This is a genomic window from Pedococcus soli (assembly GCF_054782575.1).
This window is the reverse complement of the sequence record NZ_BAAGSF010000004.1, coordinates 1,304,983-1,328,895: the sequence shown is the minus strand read 5'-3', so window position 1 is coordinate 1,328,895 and position 23,913 is coordinate 1,304,983. Positions and strand designations below refer to the sequence as shown.

Sequence of the window (23,913 nt, the reverse complement as noted above, 5' to 3'; positions counted from 1 at the left end):
GGGGCTCTGGCCCGTGAGCTCGGGAGCTTTGAGGCTGCCGATCAGGAACTCTTGTCCCACTGGGAGATCGTCACCACTGAGTTCGCAGCGCAGGGAGTCGCCCTGCCGCCGGTCAAGCACGGAACGTCCAACCCCGTACCTGGGTATCACGCCTACAACCGGTGGCGCTCCAAGCACCTGGTCGACGGCGACCTGATGGCCCCACTGCTGACCTGCCTCACGTCTGCGTCACTCAGTCTCGCCCAGCGCATCCGCGACGCCGAAGGGCACGCCACTCGCGACCCGCTCAACCCGAGTCTCGGGGAGATCCTGTGCGGTGACGCGTCCGTGTTCCACCCGCCCTCGGATATCCGGCAAGAGACCATGTACGACGAGCAGACCGGTGACGTGGTGACCCTCTTCCGCGGCAGCCGCGCGACGGTCGGCAAACCCCGCACCCACGAAGAGGGTGGGCGCTACAGCAAGGTGAAGAAGCACGGGCCAACGGACGGCTTCTACCACCTCGCCCTCTCCACGAAGGGGTATGACAACTACACCCGGGTGATCCTTGACGTGGACGTCGCAGAGCCCGGTCAGGCGGAATCCGACGCAGCCCGACCTATGCTCGACCGGGTGCTGGCAGCTGCACCGGGCTACTTCCAGGCCATCGCCTACGACGGCCAGATCTACCCCCGACACGCCCTCCAGCTGCTGACCCGGCACGGGACACCCGTGGTGAACCACAACGCCGTCAAGAGCAAGCACAACGACGCCGGTGCCGACGGCGACGCCGGCGTCACCGTCCGTGCACACGGGCAGTACAAGGACCGCAAAGTCCGCACCTTCTTCACATCTTTGCCCTCGCAGCACCACTCGCGGCCCGACAAGTCACTCTGCACACACCACCTGATCAGCGACGACGGCGCCGTGTATCCCTGCGACCGAGCCAGCGGATCAGGTACGCCCCGCAAGACCGGCCCGATCATCACCCCGAATCGACTGGTCCGCTCCCACAACGGCAGCGCCTTCGACGTCGAACTGCACTACGTCATCCCCTGCCAGCACGGCGACCTTCACTACGAGGTACCCCTGACGGCCACCCGAGCAGACGGTCGCGGAAGGGTCGCGTGGGACTCCGAGCTGTCCGCACACCGGGTAATCCCCGAGGCGTGGACCGACCGGTTTCGGGCCGTGTTCGGGGCCCGGAACCAGTCCGAGTCGTTCTTCTCCTGGCTCGAACAGCGCTACGTGCACAAGGACCGAGCAGCCTCGTGGGGTCGCCGCGCCCAGCTTGCCGACCTGGCTATGGCCGCGATCCTGGCCAACTCCGAGGCGTGGGCGCACTACGCCTACCGGCACGGCGCGTAGCCGAAAAGGTGGCATTGCGCGCCGCCGCGCACACCGGACGGATCAGAGGGTCAACACCGACCCAACCATCCGGAGAACATCATGACCACGCTCACCATCCAGCAGCAGATCAGCGCCACGGTGCACCGCACCGACCCCACCTTCACCGACGCCGGCACCTCCTTGGCTGCCGCGGGGTCGCCCTTCGTGATGCAGCGGCAGCTCGTGCTTGCCCAGTGGCGCGCCGACCACCCCGACCCCCAGACCGAGACCGCCATGACCGCCGTCCTGGACCGCTGGTTCGAGGATGCCATCGCTGCCGGGATCACCGACACGCAGGACCTCGACGACATCAGCGCCGCGTTCGTCGACCGCGCACCCACCCTTGCCAGCTGGCACCTGCGCAAGAACACCGTGATGGCCGCTCACAACGCACTGACCATGCTCGGAGTCACCTACCAGCTCTCGGGGCTCCATGGGCACCGCCCGCCCGCGGCGCTCATCGAAGAACCCGCCGACGGAGCAAAGCCCGTTGCGCGACCCCGAAACCGGGTCGCCACCAGCGACGAGGTCCTCCTCGCCCGCGTGTCCGCCCCACTTGACTGCATCGGGGCCTTGCACCGCCGATCCGCAGCCCTCGCCATCGCCACCAGCGGCGCCGCAACAGCCGAAGGCGCACAGGTCCGCTGGGCCGATCACACGCCCGGATCCACCAGTGACCAGGGCACCCTCAACCTGTCCGGGCGCCACCTGCACGACCCCCACAGCGGATGGCACATCGCGCCGCGCACGGTGGTCCTCGACGCGTGGGCGGACGCTGCCCTGACCCAGTGGCGCACCGAGGCCGCCAATGGCGCGCGGCCCCTGCAGACCGACTGGTCCATGCTCTATGACGGCCGCCAGCCCCTGACCAGCCAGTCCGCCAAGAACAGCTACGACCACCACATCAACCTCACCCTTGAGACCGCCGACCTGGCCTGGATCCCTGGCCTGACCTCCATGGCCCTCGCCGAGTGGGCCGCCGCGCACGCCACCCTGCATGCCCCCAGGGGCCTCGATGCCGGCGCCGCGGTCATGGGCACCGACCAGACCATCTGCCTGCGCCGGCTCACCCGGGGGACTTCGCCCACCGCACGACCGGATCGGCCGTCGCGCGCAGCCTAAGGACAAGCGCACGTTTGCTCGGCCGCCAACGCCTCGGACCACGCCCGCGACATACAACAAAAGCGGCCATCGCCGTCGCCGCCAGTGACCTGGTCTAGCCCCTGCCGAATCGCCTATATCGAATGGGCGACCACTCATGCCGTGCATGAGTGGCTGCCGTCTGTAGGCCGAAGCCAGGTCCTAGCGTCGGATGTCCGCAGCGCCTCATCAGGGACCGACATCCGAGCCCCCCGCACTGACGTCCGCGTCGCTGAAGCGGCGAGATCCCCCAACCGAGGGATCCCGCCGCCTCAGCAAATAGGGCAATCGTCCCCCTCCCATGAGGACATCCGTCCCACGACGCAGCCCCCCTGCCCGCCGCACTCTGGACGCGGCGCAGCAAGCGCACCTCAACCAACTGAAGGAAACCCCCATGATCGTCACGCTCCCGCCCCTCCCACTCGCCCTGCAGGACAGCGACGCCCACTTGGACGACGTCGTCGAGTGCGCCGAGGTGTACGTCCTGCAGGTCATGCAGAGCACCCTCATCAACATCCACCAGGCCCAGAGGCTGCTCACCTGCTTCGAGGCGGCCATGCGCCGGACGCACCCGGCCGCAGCAGACCAGATCCGTGTGGAGCTCAGCTGTGTCATCCAGCACGCCGCCGTCCACGAGCGTGACGTCACCGTCAACTACCCCTCGCTGGGCCAGCTTGTCCTCGACGCCCAGCAGGCCGGGCTCCTGCGCAACCCCGACGAGCAGGCGTCCTTCATCTGGTGGCTCGCGGCGTCCACCTGGCGCGGGGTAGAGGCCGTCCGGGCCGGCTCCTTCGACCGCGAGGCCGCCGGCAACGCCGTCCGGCCGCTCTTCGCAGCCGCCCTCATGGCCCTTGCCTGCCTGCCCGACCCGTTCCTGGCGGTCGACCGCCAGTGGGGCAGCGAAGCGATCCCCTACTGACCGGGATTGCACAACCCCGGGAACCGGACACCATCACCCCTGCCCCCACAGGCGAAGCACCTTGACAACTCCACAGAGCAGCGAAGACAACACCCCGCACCCCGCCCCGCGAAAGGAGGCGACGCACCCCACCCGCCACCGCGCCAGAGCACAACACGAGGAGGTGAACACCCACGCTCAACGCGCAACAACCCACCCACGCCGACAGTCGGAGACCACGGCACGACCCCGGGAAGAAGGAGGTGAAGACCACCTTCCCGGCGCCGCTCTGACACCGGCCACCAACCGCACGAGACCCCGCGAACCAGCCCAAACATCCCCGCCGCGGAGGGTAGCCTGCCCCGGTGATCACCGGAGACCTCAAGAGCCGCATCGACCGCATCTGGGACGCCTTCTGGTCCGGCGGCATCTCCAACCCGCTCGAGGTCATCGAACAGATCACCTACCTGCTGTTCATCCGCCGCCTCGACGACCTGCAGACCCTCGCCGAGAAGAAGGCCAACCGACTCGGCCAACCCATCGAGAACCCCGTCTTCAAGCCAGGGCAGGACGCCTTGCGCTGGTCCCGGTTCAAGAACGACGACCCCCAGGTCATGTTCCAGACCATCGGGGAACAGGTCTTCCCGTTTCTGCGCGACATCGGCGGCGACGGGACGACGTACTCCCAGCACATGAAGGACGCCCGGTTCACCATCCCCAGCGCCCAGCTGCTTTCAAAGGTCGTCGACATGCTCGACGACATCCCCATGCAGGACCGCGACACCAACGGCGACCTGTACGAGTACATGCTCAGCAAGATCGCCAGCGCCGGGCACAACGGCCAGTTCCGCACCCCGCGGCACATCATCCAGCTCATGGTCGAGATGACCGCCCCCACACCCAAGGACGAGATCGCCGACCCTGCCGCCGGCACCGCAGGATTCCTCGTCGCCGCCGCGGAGCACGTCCGACGCGAATACCCGTCCGTGATGACCGACGAGCAGCAGCGACGCCACTTCCACCACAGCATGTTCCACGGCTACGACTTCGACAACGTCATGCTCCGCATCGGCAGCATGAACATGCTCCTGCACGGTGTCGAAGCCCCCGACCTGCGCTACCGCGACTCCCTCTCGGAGGGCGCCGGTGGCGACGAGGGGCTGTTCTCCCTGATCTTGGCCAACCCGCCCTTCGCCGGGAGCTTGGACTACGAGACCACGTCCAAGGACCTGCTCAAGGTCGTCAAGACCAAGAAGACCGAACTCCTCTTCCTGGCACTCTTCCTGCGACTGCTCAAACCCGGCGGCCGCGCGGCGGTCATCGTCCCCGACGGTGTCCTCTTCGGCTCCAGCACCGCCCATAAGGCGCTACGCAAGATCCTCGTCGAGGATCAGAAACTAGACGCCGTCGTCAAACTCCCAGCCGGGGCGTTCAAGCCCTACGCCGGCGTGTCCACCGCGATTCTGTTCTTCACCAAAACCAACAGTGGCGGCACCGACCACGTCTGGTTCTACGACATCCAGGCCGACGGGTGGAGCCTCGACGACAAGCGCGCAGCCCTTCTTCCGGACGCCAAGCTCGGCTGTCTGCCGCAGTCCGGGTTGACCGGAGGTGAGCACTCCAAGAACAACCTCCCTGACGTGCTAGCTCGTTGGGCGAACAGGGGCGACGGCGAACTCAAGCGCGAACGCACGGAGCAATCGTTCTGCGTTCCGAAGGACAGCATCGCCGGGAACGGATACGACCTCTCCCTCAACCGCTACCAGGAGGCCGTTCACGCTGAGGTTATTCACCGCCACCCACTAGACATCATCAGAGACCTTGAAGAGGTCGAAGCGAACATTCAGACCTCCTTGGCTCAACTGAAGGCCCACCTGTCGTGAGGCTCGCGATGTCAGCCTTTGACGAGGTCCTTGAGGACGTCTCCGGTGGAAACCCCAAGCTTCCGCAGTCTGCCTTCCTCAGCACGGGGCGCTTTCCAGTTGTCGATCAGGGTCAGCGGCTGGTGGCCGGCTTCAGCAATGACCCTTCGAAGTTGTGCTCTGTCACGGGTCCCGTCATCGTTTTTGGCGATCACACGAGAGCTTTCAAGTACATCGACTTTCCATTCATCGTCGGTGCCGACGGGGTCAAGGTGCTTCGTGTTCGCCCCGGTTGGGACCCCAAGTACGTCTTTCACTACCTAAGGTCCCGGGACATCCCCAGCGCTGGCTACTCACGTCATTTCAAGTTCTTGAAGCAGATCGAAGTGCCAAGGCCGCCGAAAGAGGAGCAGCTTCGCATCACCGCCATGCTGGACTTGCATGACGACCTCCGGTCCAAAAGTCGGGAATCGGCTGCGCTGGCCGACGAACTGACACACTCGATCTACTTCGACATGTTCGGCGATCCCGAAGAGTGCATTCGCTCTGGGCGTGTCATCCCTTTCTCGGAGGTCGTAGCCGACCTCCGAGGCGGCAAGAGCCTTGTCGCGAGCGACACCCAGCTCCGCAGTCAGAATCGGGTGCTCAAGATCAGTGCGGTGACGACCGGCCATTTTCGGCCCCACGAGTCGAAGCCCCTGCCCGATGACTATCAACCGCCTCATGACCACTTCGTGCGTTCCAACGACCTACTCATGAGCCGCGCCAACACCACAGCGCTGGTCGGTGCTGTCGCGCTCGCTCGCTCAGTGCCCAAGAACCTCGTTCTCCCGGACAAGATTTGGCGGTTTGTCTGGCGGGATCCCGCCAGCGTCGAGCCGCTTTTCGTTTGGTCACTCCTTCGAACCCCAGCCATGCGCCGTCAGCTCAGCGCCCGCTCGAGCGGAACGGGAGGCTCCATGAAGAACATCTCCAAGGAGAAGCTGAAGGCGATGCCACTCGTCTGGCCGGATCACGCGGATCAGATGGAGTTCGCTACTCGGTTGACCGAAGCGCTTCGTGTAGGGGAAATGCACGACGACAGGCTCCTTGCTGAGTTGGGCGCCTGCATGCGATCTCGAGCCTTTGGCACTGAGCGATGAGCAACTTCGAGTTCGTCAGGGACGAATGGGCTGACACTTACGCGGACTGTTCACGTGCCGAGGGGTATGGAAGGACCGATCCACGCTCCGCGGCGTTTTACGCCCGGCGCGTGGTCGAGCAGCTGGTGACCCTGATCTACGACGTCGAGCGATTGTCCCTGCCTTATCGGAACGACCTCGCTGCGCGAATCGGCGAGCCGGCCTTTCGACGCGTCACGGGTTCAGAGGTCGCGGCAAAACTCGACGCGATACGTCGCGTCGGGAACGCTGCGGTCCACGAGAATCGCAACATCAGTGCGGCGACCGCCCTGAACGTGCTGCGCCAACTGCACGACGTAGTGCTCTGGACCGCCTTCCGCTACTCCACCGAGCCGGACCTCATACCCACAGCCACGCCATACGACCCCTCCCAGATTCCTGCCCCGGAGAGGCAATCAGCGCAGCCACCGCTGTCCCAGGATGAGCTGAGGGCGCTGCTGGCGAAGTTTGAGGCGAAGGATGCCGCGATCGAGGCGGAGAAGACGAGCAACGCGTCCCTCCAGGCGGAGCTAGACGCGCTGCGCGAGCAGATCGCCACGGCCCAGGCCGCCAAGGCCCACACCGTCGACCAGCACGACTACGACGAAACCGCCACCCGGCGGCTCATCATTGACGCGCTGTTGCTCGAGGTGGGCTGGACCTTGACCGACAGCCGCGACCGCGAGTACCCGGTGATTGGCATGCCAAACGCCGAGGGCAAGGGTTTTGTCGACTACGTTCTCTGGGGCGATGACGGCCTGCCCCTCGCAGTGATCGAGGCGAAGCGCACCAGCCGCGACCCGGCGGTCGGGCAGCAGCAGGCCAAGCTCTACGCCGACTGCCTTGAGCAGATGACCGGACAACGACCCGTAATCTTCTACTCCAACGGGTACGAGAACTGGCTCTGGGACGACAAGGCCGGCTACCCGCCCCGGCCAGTTCAGGGCTTCTTCACCAAAGACGAGCTAGCACTCATGGTGCAGCGACGGCGAACCCAGCTGCCGCTCGCCACCACCCAGATCAACCGCGACATCGTTGAGCGGCACTACCAGACGCGAGCCATCACGGCCGTCGGCGAGGCGTTCGAAGCCAAGCAGCGCGACGCCCTGCTGGTTATGGCGACCGGTTCTGGGAAGACCCGCACCGTCATCGCGCTCTCCGACCAGCTGATGCGCGCCGGCTGGGTGAAGCGCGTCCTCTTCCTGGCCGATCGAGTCGCGCTCGTCAACCAGGCAACCAACGCATTCAAGACCCACCTGCCGTCCGCGACCACGGTCAACCTGGTGACCGAGAAGATCACGGACGGACGGATCTACGTCTCGACGTACCCGACCATGGTCGGACTCATCAACGACACCGACTCGGGCGGCCGCACCTTCGGGCCCGGCTACTTCGACCTCATCGTGATCGACGAGGCACACCGGTCGATCTACCAGAAGTACGGAGCGATCTTCGACTGGTTCGACGCCCGTCTCGTAGGGCTGACAGCCACACCGAAGGACGAGATCGACCGCAACACCTACCGACTGTTCCACCTTGAGGACGGGGTCCCCACCGACGCGTACAGCCTTGACGAGGCCGTTGCCGAGGGATACCTGGTCCCTCCTGTTCCGGTGTCAGTGCCCCTGCGCTTCATGCGTGAAGGCATCCGCTACGCCCAACTCTCCGAGGCGGAAAAGGACGACTGGGACTCCCTGGAGTGGTCCGAGGAAGGTGTCGTGCCTGACGCCGTTGGCGCCGAGGAACTCAACAGATGGCTCTTCAACGCGGACACGGTCGACAAGGCGTTGGCCACGCTGATGGACAAGGGCCACAAGGTCGCCGGAGGAGACCGGATCGGCAAGACCATCATCTTCGCCAAGAACAACGAGCACGCGAAGTTCATCCAGCAACGTTTCGACCTCGCCTACCCCGAGTATGGCGGCCAGTTGGCGCGCGTCATCACCTACCAGACCGAGTACGCCCAGTCGTTGATCGACGACTTCTCCACCCCAGAGAAGGCCCCCCACATCGCGATCTCTGTCGACATGCTCGACACCGGCATCGACGTGCCTGAGGTGGTCAACCTCGTCTTCTTCAAGCTCGTCCGGTCCACGTCGAAGTTCTGGCAGATGATCGGGCGCGGCACTCGACTTCGGCCTGAGTTGTACGGGCCGGGAGGCGATAAGCAGAACTTCTACGTTTTCGACTTCTGCCAGAACCTCGAGTTCTTCAGTCAGGCTGGCGCCGGATCCGAGGGATCAGTCCAGAAATCACTGGCCCAGCGGCTCTTCGAGACGCGGCTTGGCCTACTCGTCGCCCTCGACGGTGAACACCCCACCTACGACAACGACGCGGACGGAACACAAACGCTCGGCGGCCTTCGGACCGACACCGCACGTCACCTCCAGCAGATCGTCGAAGGGATGAACGTCGACAACTTCCTCGTCCGCCCTGCGCGTCAGTGGGTCGAGAGATATGCCGCATTGCCCGCATGGCACGACCTGTCACCCGAGGATGCCGGAGAAATCGCGCAACACCTGGCAGGTCGACCCTCCGCCTTGCGCGACGACGACGAGGACGCCAAGCGCTTCGACCTGATCGTGTTGCGCCTTCAACTGGCCCAGCTCGAGAGCGACACACTCCTCGCGGAACGACTGCGGCGGCAGGTCCAGGACATCGCCTCCGCACTTCTTGGTCAGGCAGCCATTCCGTCCGTCGCCGCTCAGCAGGTCCTCTTGGAGAGCGTCGCCGGCGACGAGTGGTGGTTCGACGTCACGCTGCCGATGCTCGAGCTCGCCCGCAGACGACTACGCACTCTTGTCCGCTTCATCGAAAAGGCAAAGCGGACTCCGATCTACACCGACTTCGAGGATGAACTCGGGGACAGCACCATCATCGTCCTGCCCGGCGTCAGCGTCGGCACGAATCCGGAGAGGTTCCGCGCGAAGGCTCGGGCGTACCTGCGCGACCATGAGGATCACGTCGCCCTGCAGCGTTTGCGGCGCAACCGGCCGCTTACGCCCGAGGACTTGAGCGCTCTGGAGCAAATGTTGGTCGAGAGTGCCGCCGGGACTCCGGAGGACATCGCCATCGCCACAGAGCAGTCCCACGGACTCGGACTCTTCGTCCGGTCCTTGGTTGGGCTCGATCGGGAGGCGGCGACAGAAGCGTTCGCCGACTACTTGGAAGGGACGACGTACTCGGCAGCCCAACTTCACTTCGTGAACCTGATCATCCAGCACCTGACGGACAACGGACAGGTGGAAGCGCGACGCCTGTACGAGTCACCCTTTACCGACAACGCACCGCAGGGGCCAGACATGCTCTTCAAGGATCACGAAGTCGACCGCATCATCTTGGTCCTCGACCAGATCCGGGCGAACGCCGCACCTACGGCCACGGTCGCCTGATGACTGAAATCGGAGGGCAATGGGTTCTCGATCTCGGACTGCCAACCGAAGAACAGCCGAAGTTGAGCGAGGTAGTCCGCGCCCGCCGATCGATCGACTGGATGGTCCGCGAAGCTGTCACCTCAGGGGCTGCGTCCAGCGTCAACGACCTCCTGCGGCAGGTCTCCAACTTCCGCCAGTACCGCCCATTCAACGGCATCTTGGCGGTTCTCCAGCGTCCGGAAGTACGGCATGTACTGCCTGCTCATGAGTGGCGCGATCGATGGCGACGGACCATACGGCCACATGAGCGCCCGATCGTTCTGCTTGTCCCCGGCGGCCCGGTGATGTTCCAGTACGACGTCTCCCAAACAGAAGGCAACGAGGACTCGAGAGCGCTTCCCCCCGAACTGTCGAACCCCTATGCCATGCAGGACATCCAGGACGCCGACTTCGCGCTGTCCTGGGTCAAGATCAACGCGAAGCACGATGGTGTCCGCGTTCTCGAAGGACGCACCGGCCACGTCCTGGCTGGCTCTCTCCAGATCTCGAAGTCTCGTCAATCCATGCGAACCGACTCGAGGGACGGACAGGTGGTCGGAAAAATCGTCCCAATCAACTTCGAGTGCATGCTCAACTCCACGTACAGCAGCACTGAGCAACTGGCGACACTCGCGCACGAACTCGGCCACCTCTACTGCGGCCACCTAGGCACCGCTCCGAAGGCATGGTGGAAGGATCGCCGTGCGGTGCCCCACGTACAGAAGGAGTTCGAAGCCGAGACAACCGCCCAACTCGTCTTTCGACGGGTGGCACCCGAGGCCAAGCTGCCGGCACACCTCGACCAGTACTGCCACCCCGGAGCCCCCGAGATCGACGGCGACTGGTCAACCATTACCCGGGCCGCCAGCCGCGTCATCGAGATGTGCCAAGGCGACAGCCCCAAACGGAAGTAGGACACAGTCGGGGTGCGCCTTCGCGACCGGTCCCGCGCGTCGGCTACTCTTCCTCAGGCATGGCCTCCACCGCCCGTGGTTTCAGCGAGACTTACAGCGAGGGTTTCAGCCATGCCCCGCCCTCGTAGCTCAGGGGATAGAGCACCGCTCTCCTAAAGCGGGTGTCGGCAGTTCGAATCTGCCCGAGGGCACCACCACGTTTTCGCAGGTCAGAGGCCATTTTCACCCCTCGCCGTCGCTTCCCGACTCCGACGTTTTCGGCCGCTGGGTGCCCGCTCGGTTCCCAAGAGCCTTGTTGACCCGGTCCAAGGCAGCCCTGTCCGCGTCCGTCCCCATCAGGTGCCCGTAGGTGTCCAGGGTCAGCTTCGCCGTCGAGTGACCGAGCCAGGACGACACCGTCTTGATGTCCACCCCGGCCGCGATCCACAGAGATGCCGCCGTGTGCCGAAGGTCGTGCGGACGCCTCCCGAGTCCCGTCGTGTTCCAGTGAATCTGCCGTCGCCAGTTCTGAGCGTGGAGGTACCCGCCTTCGGGCGCAGGGAAGAGCAAGTCGTTCGGCCCTTTGCCCTCCGCCGCCTTCATCACCACCGGCAGGACCAGCTCAGACAACGGCACCATCCGGGATCGGCCGCTCTTGGTCGTGGCCCGCTCGATGACCGCACCCGTCAGCCCGGACTGCGGAATGGATCGCTTGACCACGATGCCTGGATAGGGAACGGACACGACGTCTCGGACACGCAGCCCCCGCAACTCCCCGAACCGCAGACCGGTAAGAGCCAGCACCAACGTGATGTCGGCCCCTCCGGGCGACAACTCGCGCTGCGAGTCGACCACATCAAGGAGTGCAGCGACGGTGAACGGGTCGACCTCGACGACCTTGCCTGTCCTCGAGTCCGGGTGCGGGAGTGGCACGAGCTCCGCGGGCGAGACCTGCAACCGCCGCGTCTTCACGGCATACCTGAATAGGCCCCCAAGGGTGGTCCGAACCCGAGCCGCAGTCCGCACCGACCGGGACACTGCCAGCTCGACCAGGAATCGCTCGACCAAGGGAGGCGTGACCGACGAGATCGGGAGCTTCCCGAAGGCCGGCACGATGTGAACCCGCAGGGCGCTCTCGTCCGACTCCCAGGCCCGCACCGACACCTGACCCTTCCTCGCCTCACGAAACTCCTCGGCCAGGTCCGCGACCGTCATCAGCCGGCCCTACCAACAACGCCGCGCGTACGCGACCTGCCAGAAGCTGTGGCCCGAACTCGACGTCGTCTGTTCATCGCGGCCTCAAACCTTGGTCGCCTACATCGATGCCATCGGCGACCAGGACAAGGTCCTCAACATGCTCGTCGGCGACACTCAGCGAATCTGGGTCTACGCGGACCAAGGCTTCGCCACACCTCAGCCCTTGGCACCCGAGGTGATGGACGGCTTCCAGCGGCTGGTCGCGGCTGGCTATACACGGCGCCTCATCGACACCAATAGAGTTTGAAGGGACGCGCAGAGCCATCGACGACTCATGCTGGACCATTCACGATTCCGATTTCGAGACACGACAGCGCACGCTCTTGCCGGGACGCGGAAAACGTCGAGTGGCGCACCGCCTGTATCAATAGCCGCGAAACAGACGAAGCATGCCTCAAACCGTGGCAAGATCGCCCCGACTAGATCAACCACGCTGGGGGGGCCGTGGAACCACCTTTCACCGAAGCCCAGGCAGTTGCCGCCTTCCAGGAGTACGGGGTTGTGACACCGCGTCTCGGACTTGGCGCCTTCAAGGTCGCCTACCGAGGACGGCGAGATGAGGCCGACCTCGTCGTCAAGATCATCAAAGAGCCCGTCATCGGGGCGGATGACGATCTCGCGGATATCCCTGAGCGGTTCGCGCGCGAGTTGCTAGCCATGGAGTCTGTTGACTGCCCTCACGTAGTGACGCTCTCGGAGAGACCTAGCATTCGCGACGTCGGGCTAAACCAACACCTGTGGTATGTCGAACCGTTCTATCCTGGGCCCACCCTCCAGGAAGCAATAGCGGCCGGCCAAGCGGGACCGCAACTCTCTCAAAAGGTCCTGCTTCACATGTTACGTGCAGTTAAGGCAATGTGGGAAAGTCCGTCGAGGATCGTTCATCGCGACATTAAGCCGGGGAACATCATTCAAAACGGCGACGACCTGGTTCTGCTAGACCTAGGCATCGCATTTCATTCTGACCTTTCGGCGATCACCGAGTCATTCATGACGTCGCCTAAGACAGCGCGATATGCTGCTCCAGAGCAGTTCCTCGCACGTCGCTATGCCACCATCGACTTCCGTACTGATCTGTATCAAATCGGGATCGTCGCGTTTGAGGCCGCCACCGGAAAGCACCCCTTCTGGCAGACAGGCATCCGTCCTGACGAGTACCGGCGGAGAATGGCTAGCTTCAGCGCGATCGAACTCGATGGCTATGCGTTGCCGCCTCACGTGGTCAACATGATCGTTCGGCTATTGGCGGAACGCCCCGCGGGACGCTACCGCTCCGTGGACAAGCCACTCCAGATCCTCGAGGAGGACTCGTGACCTTCTTCATCCAGCATGGATACGGCAAGGCGTCCAAAATTGCCAATGTCGCTAGTGCGGGACACGTATCCGGCCTCGTACTGAGTCCGGCCGATGAGGACCGTGATGCGCTCGGATTGACCGCGGAGGACGCACGGTCACGGGACCTCAGAGTCCTGCTTGACCCTCAGGCCTACATCTACGCGGCAACACCGGCCGGCTCCGCGCGCTGCCATGACAGTCATGGACTGGATCTCAGCGAGATTCATTGGTCACAAGACGCCGCCGCCACGACGGCACAGGTTCGTTCGGTCGAACTTGCCAACAGGGCGATAGGTGTCGATGGTTTGAAGATAGCTCCGACGGTTCTTCAAGGCGCTTTTGCAGACGTGTGGACGCCGTTGGCCATTCAGTTGGCGAGAACTGCAGCGTCCGAGTGGGGGGCAGAAAACACCCTTGCCTCCATTGTTGTCGAGGAGGCGGCTTTCTCGGATTGGCAGACAGTCGAAGACTGGCTTGACGTTGCAACAACGCTGGACGTTCGAGGGTTCTACCTGCTCGTCGATAGACGACGCCGAGAGTATCCACCGCTGCCCTGGGATAAGAACCGGCTGACCAATCTCCTGCGTATGATCTACCGATTGTCGGTACTCAATGACTACGAGGTGCTATGGGGCTATTCGGACTTCGAGGGGATTTTGGGTCTGGCCGCTGGGGCAGACGGGTCCGGCTCCGGGTGGAATTACTCGCTTCGCCAATTCTCGGTGTCAAAATGGCAGCCCAGTGCAGCTGGAGGGCAGCCGCCGATCGCACGGATCTCCCTGTCTCGACTATGGGTCCCGCTCAAGGCAGAGGCGGAGGCCTCGCCACTCTTCGACAGCGAACTTCGTGACGACCTCTTCGCCGACCGATACGTCAAACGATTCGCGTCCGAACCCTTCACGACCTGGTCGCGTTCGGAGGCACAAGAACAGCACCTTCGTGTGTTGGCTTGGCTGGCCGATGAGGTCGCGGGTGAGCCTGATATCGGGCGGAGGGTTGATGCCGTCACCAAGAGGCTGGAGCGGGCCTCAAAAAGGCTGCAGAAGGCCGCCGCCCTAGGCATCGCCTTGCCACCAAGCTATTCCTCGAGAATCGAGAACTTCTTGGGCGCCCTAGACGGTCTGGCCAACTCGGAGGCGCTGTAAGCAGTGCCGTTGTCGAGGCCTCGGACGAGCAGTTCGACGAGCCAAGCCGAAGCCGCTGGATCTATCTCCCGACGAGGCGCAGATCGCTCCCAAGCCACTTGCCCATGATCCTCACGCAGCAAGCCGGCCTGGTAGACATCCAAGCCAACCGGGTCAACACGCGCCGTCAGTGACTGCGGCACGAGCAGCGCTGCTCGATGGGCGTAGGGACGGAACGCGGCAACCTGACGCAGCGCCCGGCGCCAGTCCTTCATCTTCGCTTCTACCGCGAGAGAGTCCACGATCAGGTTGGACACCGAGGTCGCTCGGCGCTCGGTCCACCCCGCCGTGCGGATCCGCGTCCTCAACTGGCGGCCATAAGCACCAGTAACCCCAAAGCCATCTGTCTCGTCTGAAGCTAGGGCAGCTCGCGATGCGGTCAGGTGGGGCAACCGAAGTCCCTCGCGACGCAGCGCACCTAGTGCAAACGCCGAGATCTGGACTGCAATGGCGTCCGGCCGACCGCGCCCCACCTCTGGCTCAAAGATGATGTACGTCGTTCGACCCGGGCCCGGCCGAAAGAGTTCACCGATAGAGGAACCGAGGGCGCGAGTGAGTGCCAGCTCATGAGTTGGTTCGCCAACACGGCGTCCGCGTCCGCGGTCAGCACTCAACTCCACCAAGACCTCCTCATCCGCGTGCGTCTTGAGTCGGCCAATAGTAGTTGCGGAACTTCGCGCCGAAGACCAGGCCCAAACATGTGAGCCATAGCCGAGGGCTCCCGGCCGCGAGTCGTCCCCCGGTCGCTACGTTGTCATCGAAGGGGGATCCCAGACAACTCGATCGTTGTGGAGTCTGCGTAACCGTGCCGCACCAGCAAAGAGCGCACGGCCGGCGTGCACAAGTCGGGCTTCAGCGAGGGCCCCAGTCGCACTGATCGTATCGGCAGGGCCTCGGAACTGGACCGTACGCCGAAGTGCACCGCTTTCGGGTTGCCGCCGATCGCTTTCGCAAGTTCGAAGTGACGGACTATCCCGTACTCCGCGGCTCGAAAATGGGCGTGCTTGTCACCAACGAGGAACGAGACAAGGACCCGTGCCTCGTCCTCGCCAGCAAAGCCTGACGCCTTGATACACCGCGTAAGCGACGCCACGGCGCGCGACAGATCGTATGCATACTCCTGGTGCGGCGTCGGATCGCCGGACTCAGGATCTGGCCATTCAGCGGCATCCGCGAGTGAACGGGCCGTGTCAGCCCACATGACCAAGTCGTCAAACGCCTCTTGCCTCGCGGCGTCATCGTAGAGGACCCGAGACCAGGCAGACACGTAGCCGACATCCTGGATAAAACCAAAGTCGAGCTTCGAGCCGCTCGCGCCCCCGGCAACGGGAGTCGACGAGGGCGCGTGCTCGGTCAGTACGGTCAACGGCGCTGAGGAGTCGAGCTCGACACAGTAGCCTCGTCCCCCGTCACCATAAAGGCGCCACTGGTTCGCGTCGTCGTTCTGGAGGGATGCTGCAAGAACAAAAACGTCTGATGCCGCGGGACCGTTGGCGTCCATCACCTGCTCTAGGGCAAACAGCAGGTCGTCACGGAGTTCGCCGCTCGGCAGGGCGTCGATCTTCTCGCGCACGAAGCGTTGGCCCTGAACAATCTCGGCGACGTCGTTAAGGCCAGATGCTTCGGTTGCCCGGATCGTGCCCGTCTCCAGCATTCCCAATAGGCCCCCCGGGGACGTGTAGTGAAAAACGCTCGCGGAGGCGTCCAGCCGACGGGGAGGGCTCCAATTCACACTCTCATAGAGAGCCATGCCACAACCTCCTCGGGGAAGGTCGAAACATCAGAAGATCGTCGTCTGAGTGGCAGCATCCGGGCGACGGAGGCGAGCCATCTCCAACGCCTCCGAGGCTCGCATCCCCTTGGATTCCCAGTTCTTGACGAAGTCTTCGCCGAGGAGCACATACGACCACTCAGCATCCATCCGTTGATGAGACTTCAGCGTGTTGATCTGTTCGATCCACGAGAGTGCAGCCCGCTCCTTGCGCCGGACGTTTTCATCCGATATTGCTGACTGGGCCTTTGTCTCGACCACATATACGGCACCATCCGTGCGCACAATGAAGTCGGGCGAATACTGCGCGGGCATCCCGTCTGCCTTTAGGTAAGGTCGACGCATGCTTTGGTGTCGGTGCTCGTGGATCTTGCAGAACGCCTCAATCCTAGTGTCCTTGTCGACCCACTCGATGAAGCGCTTCTCCAGACCTCCTTTGTGGGTTGGAATCGGAAGTTTCGGATAAATGCACTTCTTGACCTCGACAGCGGAGGTCGAGCGGACGGGAATTGTTTTTACTTCAGACAGAAGAATGTGGCGCACCTGGGCTTCGCTTGCCTGGACGTTCTCCTGCAGCTCGGTAAGTCTCGTCGCGAAAGCGCCAGCGATATGTTGCGCTACATCATCAATCATAAGGACTCGCCAGTTCTCATTAGCGTGCGGATCAAACTCCTTTCCAAAGAGGCGGGTGCGAATATAGACATCAAGCCAGCCGACCAGAAGGGGGGCGTGCGCTTGCAGAATGGGGTACTGGCTCACTTCCTTGAACTTGGCTGCGCTCTTGGTAATGTTGGCACCCAACGCATGCGTGATCCTGTTTGTCATGCGCGACAGGTAATCGTTGTAGCCGGTGGCGCTCAGGATTCCGCCCTGAACGCGGTAGTCGCCATACTGAGTGCCGCTCTGCTGGTCGTGCGATGCGAACTGGTCACCCTTTCCAATCTGTCTGATCAGAAAGTCGACGGGGTACTTGCTCGGCGGCAACGTGCTTGGGTCGAGAGACGGAGCCTTCAACTCTTCATCCGCGTCCCGAAAAATGACTGGAATCTCGAAGTCGAACGCTTGATACCCGGGCTTGACGTCTACGCTCTCTAGGTCGCCGCGGGGGTTCCTCTCATCTGCGTCGTCACCGACGGTTCCGGCCAAACCTTGGGCGATCAGGTCCTGGTAGAACTCTTCAAAGGCAGGGTGCTCAACTACGAATAGAACGTCGAAGTAGTTGTCCGGCTCCTGAGCGTTGGCAATGCGCTGGCGTGTCTCACGCTTGAGCTCATCGATCGTGTCGTCGCCCCGCCACATGAGTCTCAGACCACGGCCCACGGTCTGCTCTAAGAGGATCGAAGCCTGCGAGGTCCGCAACGGCACGATGACGCAGATGTTGGAGACGTCGAAACCCTCTCGGAGCATCAGCACGGAAACGATGGCGCGCGGCGTCAGGTGACGGTCAACGTCGAAGAGCCGTTCGCGAATTGGCTCCCAGTCCTTCTGGGCTAGCTCGGCCTTGCGCCCCGAATCGACGCGCAAGACCTCATCGGCGCCCATGCCACTCTCGTGCAGATACTGCTCCACCAGTGGAGTGACATTGGTGTCCTCGCAGACCACAAGGAGTTTGGGGTGCTTGCCAGGATCCGTCTTGGCGAACTGCTCTTCCAGGATTCGGAGCTTGGTAAGCCCGGCCTGAAGCATGACCCGCTGGCCCTGCGAGAGCCCGATAACTGTTCCGGCGCTGTCTCGCTCGGAGCGGAAGTCGAGAGGGAGAGCTGCGATCTCCTTGCGCTTGTCCAGTGCAAGAGACTTGACCAAGCCAGCCCTCATCGCCTTGGTGAGGTCGAAGTCGACCACGATGTGCGGAAAGTACTGGCGGCTCTTCTTCCTGCCGTTGCCGATCTCGTTAAACGGAGTCGCGGAGAAGTCCACCTGGATGAACCTGTGGCCCTTGGTGGCAGCAATCTCCAGCAGGCTCTTCTGCCACTCCACGTCAGTGACTTCTCCCGCCGTGCGCACCTCGTGGATGTGGTGCGCCTCATCGTTCAACACCATCAAGTCGTGTAGGTCGATCAAGTACTGCAGGGGACCCCCACGAGCGAACCTACGATCGAGGACGTCTAAGGAGTTTCCAGCGGCTGTCCCCGGCGTCAACGGGAAGAGGCTTTCAACGGCCGCCTTTGCATCGATGTCTTCGCCAGGGGCTTCGACGCGCGATTCGGCATCTACAAAGTTCTCGTCCTCGACGCCAGCAAGTAGGTGCCAGTTGGTGATTGCGACCATGCCGCCGCCCGTCACCTTGCGTCCGATGTCGGTCTTGGTCACCACCGAGGACTGAAGGAAGCCAAAGATCGACTGACGGTAATTGTCGGGAATGAACAGGTCCTGCTGGCGATAGATGTCGCTTGTGGTGAAGTCGCGTTCGCCGTCGACAGTCTTGCCCTGGAACGAGTCAAGGAGTCGGTCATACACGATGAGTCCTGGCGCGACGAGTAGGAAGTTGCTAGTGAATCGTTCGTCGCTCGGAAGAGCCTTCTTGTTCAGGAACTGCCACACGAGCAGCGCATTCAAGACCCAGGTCTTCCCCGTCCCTGTCGCCATCTTCGCCGCGTACTTCGGGTGCTGGTGGCGCTCGCGTGTGACCTCTCCCAACAGACCGTCCTCGAGCATCGCCTCCGGAGCTACGAGTTGATAAAGGTCACTCAATGATCGGGCACCGAGCACCTCGTGTGCGTAGATAACGTGGGCGATGGCCGCGCGCTGGCCCTCGTGAAAATTTGCGTCCCGGACGTCGCAGTAATCCTGCTGAAACCAGAACCGGAGCAGTTCGGCAGTGACTGGGGTGACCTGGTGAATCAGCGCCGGATCGCGACCCGCCATAATTTCGGCGATTTGTTGGTCCACCATCTTCGCCAGCCCGTCAGCAAGCGGGAACGTCGGGGAACTCATGCGAGATCCACATCCTCGATGACGACCTCTGACTCAAATCCGAAGACGTCGACCGCACGTATGCAGACATTTCTCGTCCCGTCCATGGCGACCAACTCGAGTTGTGCCTTCGTGACGACACGTAACGCGTCATCGTCGTTCTCGGTATTGCCCCGATAGTCCTGCCAGACGGAGCGAAACACCTGGCCGTCGTAGTCGGGGTCCACAGCCCAGTACTCGATCAGGGCGAGCGGCTCGCTGTTCATCACCCTCTGAAGCGCTTCGCGGTTCTTCTCGTCCAGATTGATCGCATCGGGCGAGAGTAGGACGTAGTTGTCCAGCGCTACCTGCAGTTCCTCTCCATCTGCAGTGGACTTCCTCGACGTGACGCTGGCTTGGAGGTACTGAAGGCTGGAAAATCGGACCTCGCCAGCAAGCTTCCCCGCCCCTCGCTTCTTGAGCCGATCGAGCAAATCAGGCGGGATCACCAGAACTTCGAGCTTGTCGTCGCCAAGCGCGTCAATATCGTGACCAATTCCGGCGGAGAAGTTCCAACCCAACACAATGACCCTGTCGAAGCCACCCAGCTTGCTGTCGCGATATCCCTGAGCCCGCCGAAGGGTCGAGACGGTCGTGAGCTTCGACGGGCTATCCGCTAGCACCAAGGTCTTCGTGTGGGGCAGCCGGCCAAGACTGCCGTTCACGTTCTCACCGGGGGGGAGCGGAAGCGCCCCATAGATGTCGAGCACAACTTTGGCGAGATCTCCTACGCGAAACGAGCGCCCCAGAGTCGACCGGGCTTGCTCCACCTGGTAGTCGCCGATGGCCTGATACAGAAATGGCCGCGCATCAAGATCTACCAGCCGCTTTCGCGTCATCATCGCCGAGGGTTTGCCGAGGTCAGACGCAATCCATCGACGCCCCAAGCGCTCGGCAACCGCAGCTGTGGTACCAGACCCCGCGAAGAAGTCTGCCACGAGATCGCCCTCGTTCGACGCAGACTCTATGACTCGCTCGAGCAATGTCTCGGGCTTCTGCGTCGGATAGTTCAACTTCTGAATCTTGTCCGCGGGCATGATGTAAGGCAATCGCCAGACGTCGTCAAGCATGCGATGAGTGTCCTCGTAATAGACGAGGTTTCCTTGCTCGTCTCGCGCCTGCTTGAGAGTTTTCGTCGCTGGGTCCCACGCCCTCTTCTGCTGTCGCTTGGGCTTGTCACGAGCTTCGCGGATGACGTTGAAGACCGGCTTGCCCAGCTTCTTGTAGGCGAACAGAACATCGTGGTTGGACGCAAACCGTCCGACATTTCCCTGCAGTTTGTTGTAGTAGTGCCACACGATCTCGTTGCGAAAGTTCTCCTTCCCGAATATTTCGTCGAGCACGATCTTCACATAGTGACCGACATGCCAGTCACTGTGAACGACGATGCTCCCCGAGTCCGAGAGAAGCTCGCGCATCAAGACGAGTCGCGGCGTCAACATGGCGAGGAAGGACGCGCTCCCATCAGCCCAAGTGTCCGAGTACGCAAACTGCTCCAACACGGTCGGACGCTGGTCGAGCGTGGCACCTGGCAGCACGATTTTCGACCTGTAGTCAGCCTTCGAGTCGAACGGCGGATCAATGTAGATGAGGTCGATCCTGCCGCGCAGACTAGGTGTCTCGTCGTCGCCCGCGAGGAGCGCGGCCATGGCAAGCAAGTTGTCGCCGTAAATCATTCGATTCATCTGCCCGAGACCGCCCGCAAGGATGACATCGGCCTCTGCTTTGGTGGCGTCACCGAACAGGTTCGCTCTTGCCGTGTCGCGGCTAGGAATCACCAGCTCACGGGTCTGGAGCGTGACCCGGTGGTCCCGGTCGAGCTCTTCTAGTATCTGCGCGGCCTGCCGCTTGCCCGTCGCGACGATGCCCGGCAACTGCTCCAACAGCGACTTGCTCACCTAGATCCTCCTTATGGGACTCGCCGCGACTCTAACGAGGACTGCGCCGTCAATGGCCCCGAACCCTCCCAAACGACGAATATCGGCAGAACCTCATGAAGCCGTCGTCTCATGCCACGCCGGACTGCGCCCTTGGTTGGTGCTGTCGTGGCGTGCTGTCGTGGCGTGCTGTCGTGGCGGTTCGTGAGAACTTTCCTTACTGGCTCAAGCGCGGCTTCGCCGCGAGACGCGGGGCCCCGCGATGGGGCCCTGCGCTCCGGGCGCTTCGCGCCCTACGCGCACCCCACCGCACCCCGCGCCCACAGGAAGGACGGCACCCCGCCATGGGTCCCCGTCGGAATCATCCTCCGCCCCGACTACGGTGCCTGCATGCCCCAGGTCCTGCGAGAGCCGGTTGTCGTCGGGAGTGCCATTGCGATGGTCGGAACCATCCTCGGCGTTTTGGCAAGCACGCTTCTGCAGAATCGGAGCGCCATTAGAACCCTGGTCAACACCAGCGCCAACCTTGACCGCCAGTTGGCTGCAGACCATGAACGCCGCCTCTGGGAAGCTCGCCGCGATGTGTACGGGCGATTCATCGCCGTTGCACTCGCACACCACGCGAGGAGCGAGACGACCCTAGGCGACAACCTGGCCGCCAAGGAGGGCTGGCCGACCTCCGCCGACAGCACAGCAGCTGATTCGACCGTGGGCATGGCTAGTCTCGAGCAGCAGTACGCCTCGCTTCGTTGGCAGGCAACTTTGCTTGCCAGCCCCAACGTCCGCGAGCACATTGGCTCGTTGGCGCGAGCCCTCACGCGCGAAGATGTTGCCGGCATCCTCGACCAAGACGCTGACCCGGGCATCGTGCAGCTGGCACTAGTTGGCACCCAGAACGCAATGCGCCAGGAACTGGGCGTCCATGGCTGATGGCGCAACCCACACACGGCTGTGCCACTTGCCTGACGCCAAGTCACCTGCCGCCGACCCTGCGCTCCACTCTCCGCCAGCCTCCGGGTCGCATCAAGGGCGCTACGCGTCACTACGTGATGGCCTGCGGCCACCCCTGACCCGACCACTCCGGCCGGCTCCCCTGCTCCGCTATCGGGTCGGTGGCTTCGTGTGACCGCCCGGGTCCCGGGGAGCGTCTGTGAAGACGGGCGGCGCCGTGGGTGGAACCGTGGGAGGGGGGATGTCAGCCCAACCCTCTGTCCGCCTAAACGCACGGAAGAGCCAGAGTCGCCCCAGCCAGCCCATGATGCCCACGCGACAAACCTACGCTCGGCTCCGTTACCCGGAAGCACATCCGGCTCGGGTCGATGCACGGCATACTGAAACGCGTGCTGAAGCTGCTTGCCGCCGCAGGAGTGACCCTCACCATCCTTGGCCTGATCCTGATTCCACTGCCCGGGCCGGGCATGCTGCTCCTTGTGCCTGGAGTCCTGCTTCTCGTGGCGGCACTCCTCGTCCGTGCCACAACGGCAGCCGGAAACCGCAAGCCTGCCGCCTAGGTACCTGAGAGGTACCCACAGGGTCCGGAACAGCCAGAACCACCCGGCATAAAGAAGGGCAGGAACCGTTGCAGCGCAATGGAGTCCGCGATCCTGTCCACCCCTGGGCTCGCTCCTAAAGCGGGTGTCGGCAGTTCGAATCTGCCCGAGGGCACCACCACGTTTCCGCAGTGCCACCGGTGCCGCCGTTCCGCCACCGCATCGGTGCCCGGTCCTCGCCTTCCGGCGCCACCGGACCACAACAGAGCGAGGGGTCTCTGGCGTGCGCCACTGACGACCCCCGCCCGAGACGTCCGTGGGCCTAGGCTGCCCAGGTGGCCAGGGTCGATGCGGAGGACGACAGCATCCGGCGGTTCGTCGTCCGGCACTACCGGTACGACCCGGCGCGACACGAGCGGCGGCACGTCGTCGTCGCCGCTTTCGACAACGAGCGCGAGTTCACGGCCTTGCTGGAGTCGATCCGGGACGACATCGAGAAGCGCCGAGCCGCGGGCGAACCCGTCGACCGCAACGAGCACGCCTCCGGCACGGTCCACGAGCCCGGGGATCGGCGACGAGCAGCCACCGGTCACCTCATCCGCAGGGCGATGGAGCACGGAGTGGATCCGAGGCCCTGGATCAACATGGACGACGTGCCGTCGAACATCGCGTTCTTGAGCCTGGGCGAGGAACCCAGGTCTCGCCCGGCGCGGCTGTCGGTCCGCGGCTTCCTCTTCGCCCGGTACCTCGCGATGGTGGCCTGGGTCGTCCTCGTGATGGCTGCGTACCTCGTCTACCGAACGATCTCGCCGAACATTGACAGCGACTTCCTGCGGTGGCTCCTCAACCTCGCGACCCTGGCCGCCTCGATCGCCCTGGGCCTCTTCATCCAACGGCGCGCCCTGCGGTGGCTCGATCCGGACGGAGAGCTCCGTCGCCAGGTGGCGCACGACGAACGAGAGTCGCGGCGCGAGGCCTGACCGTCCTCGTTCGCGCCCTCAGGTGGTCCGATCTGTCCCTTGTCGCCAGGGTCGCAGCCGCGGGAGACTGGAAGCTCGATCATCCCTACTCCGCAAGCGGTGATGACGATGTTCTGGACCGTCGCGTTCTGGATCCTGCTTCCCTTCCTGATCATGCTCGGGGTCCTGATCGTGATCTCGGCCATCGTCCGGCGCCGGCGCTACCAACCGACCGAGGACGATTGGCAGGACTGGGCGGCCAAGGCCGCGCGCCAACGACAGGGTGAGCACTTCGACCCCACCCACGGCGCCCTGTAGGCGGCTGAGCCCCGCCGAGCCCGCCTGCCGAGCCCG

18 protein-coding genes and 1 tRNA gene are annotated in these 23,913 nt (G+C 63.4%); 15 read left to right on the top strand and 4 right to left on the bottom strand.

Annotation, left to right across the window (positions count from 1 at the left end; translation table 11 throughout):
* Window positions 1-51 precede the first annotated feature (51 nt).
* The 8 genes from ACYVKF_RS12390 (at window position 52) to ACYVKF_RS12355 (ending at window position 10,949) form a co-directional block, all read left to right on the top strand.
* A complete protein-coding gene (locus ACYVKF_RS12390; RefSeq protein WP_460966673.1) occupies window positions 52-1,347 on the top strand; it encodes a hypothetical protein in 1,296 nt (431 codons plus the stop codon).
* 81 nt (window positions 1,348-1,428) lie between these two features.
* The gene (locus tag ACYVKF_RS12385) at window positions 1,429-2,490 is read left to right on the top strand and encodes a hypothetical protein (RefSeq protein ID WP_460966671.1); all 1,062 of its coding nucleotides are present in this window, start codon (window positions 1,429-1,431) and stop codon (window positions 2,488-2,490) included.
* A gap of 412 nt (window positions 2,491-2,902) precedes the next feature.
* On the top strand, window positions 2,903-3,427 hold the full coding sequence (locus ACYVKF_RS12380; protein WP_460966669.1) for a hypothetical protein: 525 nt from the start codon (window positions 2,903-2,905) through the stop codon (window positions 3,425-3,427).
* Between the two features lie 344 nt (window positions 3,428-3,771).
* On the top strand, window positions 3,772-5,289 hold the full coding sequence (locus ACYVKF_RS12375; protein WP_460966667.1) for a type I restriction-modification system subunit M: 1,518 nt from the start codon (window positions 3,772-3,774) through the stop codon (window positions 5,287-5,289).
* 8 nt (window positions 5,290-5,297) lie between these two features.
* Window positions 5,298-6,410, top strand: coding sequence for a restriction endonuclease subunit S domain-containing protein (locus ACYVKF_RS12370; protein ID WP_460966665.1), 1,113 nt, complete (start codon window positions 5,298-5,300; stop codon window positions 6,408-6,410).
* The gene (locus ACYVKF_RS12365) at window positions 6,407-9,820 is read left to right on the top strand and encodes a DEAD/DEAH box helicase family protein (protein WP_460966663.1); all 3,414 of its coding nucleotides are present in this window, start codon (window positions 6,407-6,409) and stop codon (window positions 9,818-9,820) included. The genes ACYVKF_RS12370 and ACYVKF_RS12365 overlap by 4 nt, the downstream gene beginning before the upstream one ends.
* Complete coding sequence (locus ACYVKF_RS12360) at window positions 9,820-10,755, top strand: M78 family metallopeptidase domain-containing protein (protein WP_460966661.1); 936 nt, start codon at window positions 9,820-9,822, stop codon at window positions 10,753-10,755. The genes ACYVKF_RS12365 and ACYVKF_RS12360 overlap by 1 nt, the downstream gene beginning before the upstream one ends.
* A 118-nt stretch (window positions 10,756-10,873) precedes the next feature.
* Window positions 10,874-10,949 (top strand) — tRNA-Arg (locus ACYVKF_RS12355).
* A 28-nt stretch (window positions 10,950-10,977) separates the two neighbouring features.
* Here ACYVKF_RS12355 and ACYVKF_RS12350 read toward each other — a convergent pair.
* On the bottom strand, window positions 10,978-11,949 hold the full coding sequence (locus ACYVKF_RS12350) for a tyrosine-type recombinase/integrase (protein WP_460966659.1): 972 nt from the start codon (window positions 11,947-11,949) through the stop codon (window positions 10,978-10,980).
* 91 nt (window positions 11,950-12,040) lie between these two features.
* On the opposite strand from ACYVKF_RS12350, the gene ACYVKF_RS12345 reads away from it, so the two are divergent.
* The 3 genes from ACYVKF_RS12345 to ACYVKF_RS12335 all read left to right on the top strand — a co-directional run bounded on the left by ACYVKF_RS12345 (window position 12,041) and on the right by ACYVKF_RS12335 (window position 14,471).
* On the top strand, window positions 12,041-12,238 hold the full coding sequence (locus tag ACYVKF_RS12345) for a hypothetical protein (protein ID WP_460966658.1): 198 nt from the start codon (window positions 12,041-12,043) through the stop codon (window positions 12,236-12,238).
* Between the two features lie 197 nt (window positions 12,239-12,435).
* Window positions 12,436-13,305 carry a protein kinase domain-containing protein gene (locus ACYVKF_RS12340; protein ID WP_460966656.1) on the top strand — a complete coding sequence of 290 codons (870 nt, stop codon included), beginning with the start codon at window positions 12,436-12,438 and terminating at the stop codon, window positions 13,303-13,305.
* The gene (locus ACYVKF_RS12335) at window positions 13,302-14,471 is read left to right on the top strand and encodes a hypothetical protein (protein ID WP_460966654.1); all 1,170 of its coding nucleotides are present in this window, start codon (window positions 13,302-13,304) and stop codon (window positions 14,469-14,471) included. The genes ACYVKF_RS12340 and ACYVKF_RS12335 overlap by 4 nt, the downstream gene beginning before the upstream one ends.
* 793 nt (window positions 14,472-15,264) lie before the next feature.
* Here ACYVKF_RS12335 and ACYVKF_RS12330 read toward each other — a convergent pair.
* From ACYVKF_RS12330 to ACYVKF_RS12320, 3 genes are read right to left on the bottom strand one after another with little or no spacing between them, the layout of a single operon-like run.
* Entirely contained in the window at window positions 15,265-16,260 is a 996-nt protein-coding gene (locus tag ACYVKF_RS12330) for a DUF2971 domain-containing protein (RefSeq protein ID WP_460966652.1), read from the bottom strand.
* Between the two features lie 30 nt (window positions 16,261-16,290).
* Window positions 16,291-19,215, bottom strand: coding sequence for a DEAD/DEAH box helicase family protein (locus ACYVKF_RS12325; RefSeq protein WP_460966650.1), 2,925 nt, complete (start codon window positions 19,213-19,215; stop codon window positions 16,291-16,293).
* Window positions 19,212-21,131 (bottom strand): DNA methyltransferase, encoded by a 1,920-nt coding sequence (locus ACYVKF_RS12320; protein ID WP_460966648.1) that lies wholly within the window; start codon window positions 21,129-21,131, stop codon window positions 19,212-19,214. The genes ACYVKF_RS12325 and ACYVKF_RS12320 overlap by 4 nt, the downstream gene beginning before the upstream one ends.
* A 369-nt stretch (window positions 21,132-21,500) precedes the next feature.
* Between ACYVKF_RS12320 and ACYVKF_RS12315 the strand changes: the two genes are divergently transcribed.
* The 4 genes from ACYVKF_RS12315 to ACYVKF_RS12300 all read left to right on the top strand — a co-directional run bounded on the left by ACYVKF_RS12315 (window position 21,501) and on the right by ACYVKF_RS12300 (window position 23,877).
* A complete protein-coding gene (locus ACYVKF_RS12315; protein WP_460966646.1) occupies window positions 21,501-22,040 on the top strand; it encodes a hypothetical protein in 540 nt (179 codons plus the stop codon).
* A 410-nt stretch (window positions 22,041-22,450) separates the two neighbouring features.
* Window positions 22,451-22,621, top strand: coding sequence for a PGPGW domain-containing protein (locus ACYVKF_RS12310; protein ID WP_460966644.1), 171 nt, complete (start codon window positions 22,451-22,453; stop codon window positions 22,619-22,621).
* Between the two features lie 314 nt (window positions 22,622-22,935).
* Window positions 22,936-23,580, top strand: coding sequence for a hypothetical protein (locus ACYVKF_RS12305; RefSeq protein ID WP_460966642.1), 645 nt, complete (start codon window positions 22,936-22,938; stop codon window positions 23,578-23,580).
* Between the two features lie 99 nt (window positions 23,581-23,679).
* Entirely contained in the window at window positions 23,680-23,877 is a 198-nt protein-coding gene (locus tag ACYVKF_RS12300; protein WP_460966640.1) for a hypothetical protein, read from the top strand.
* The last annotated feature ends 36 nt before the right edge of the window (window positions 23,878-23,913 follow it).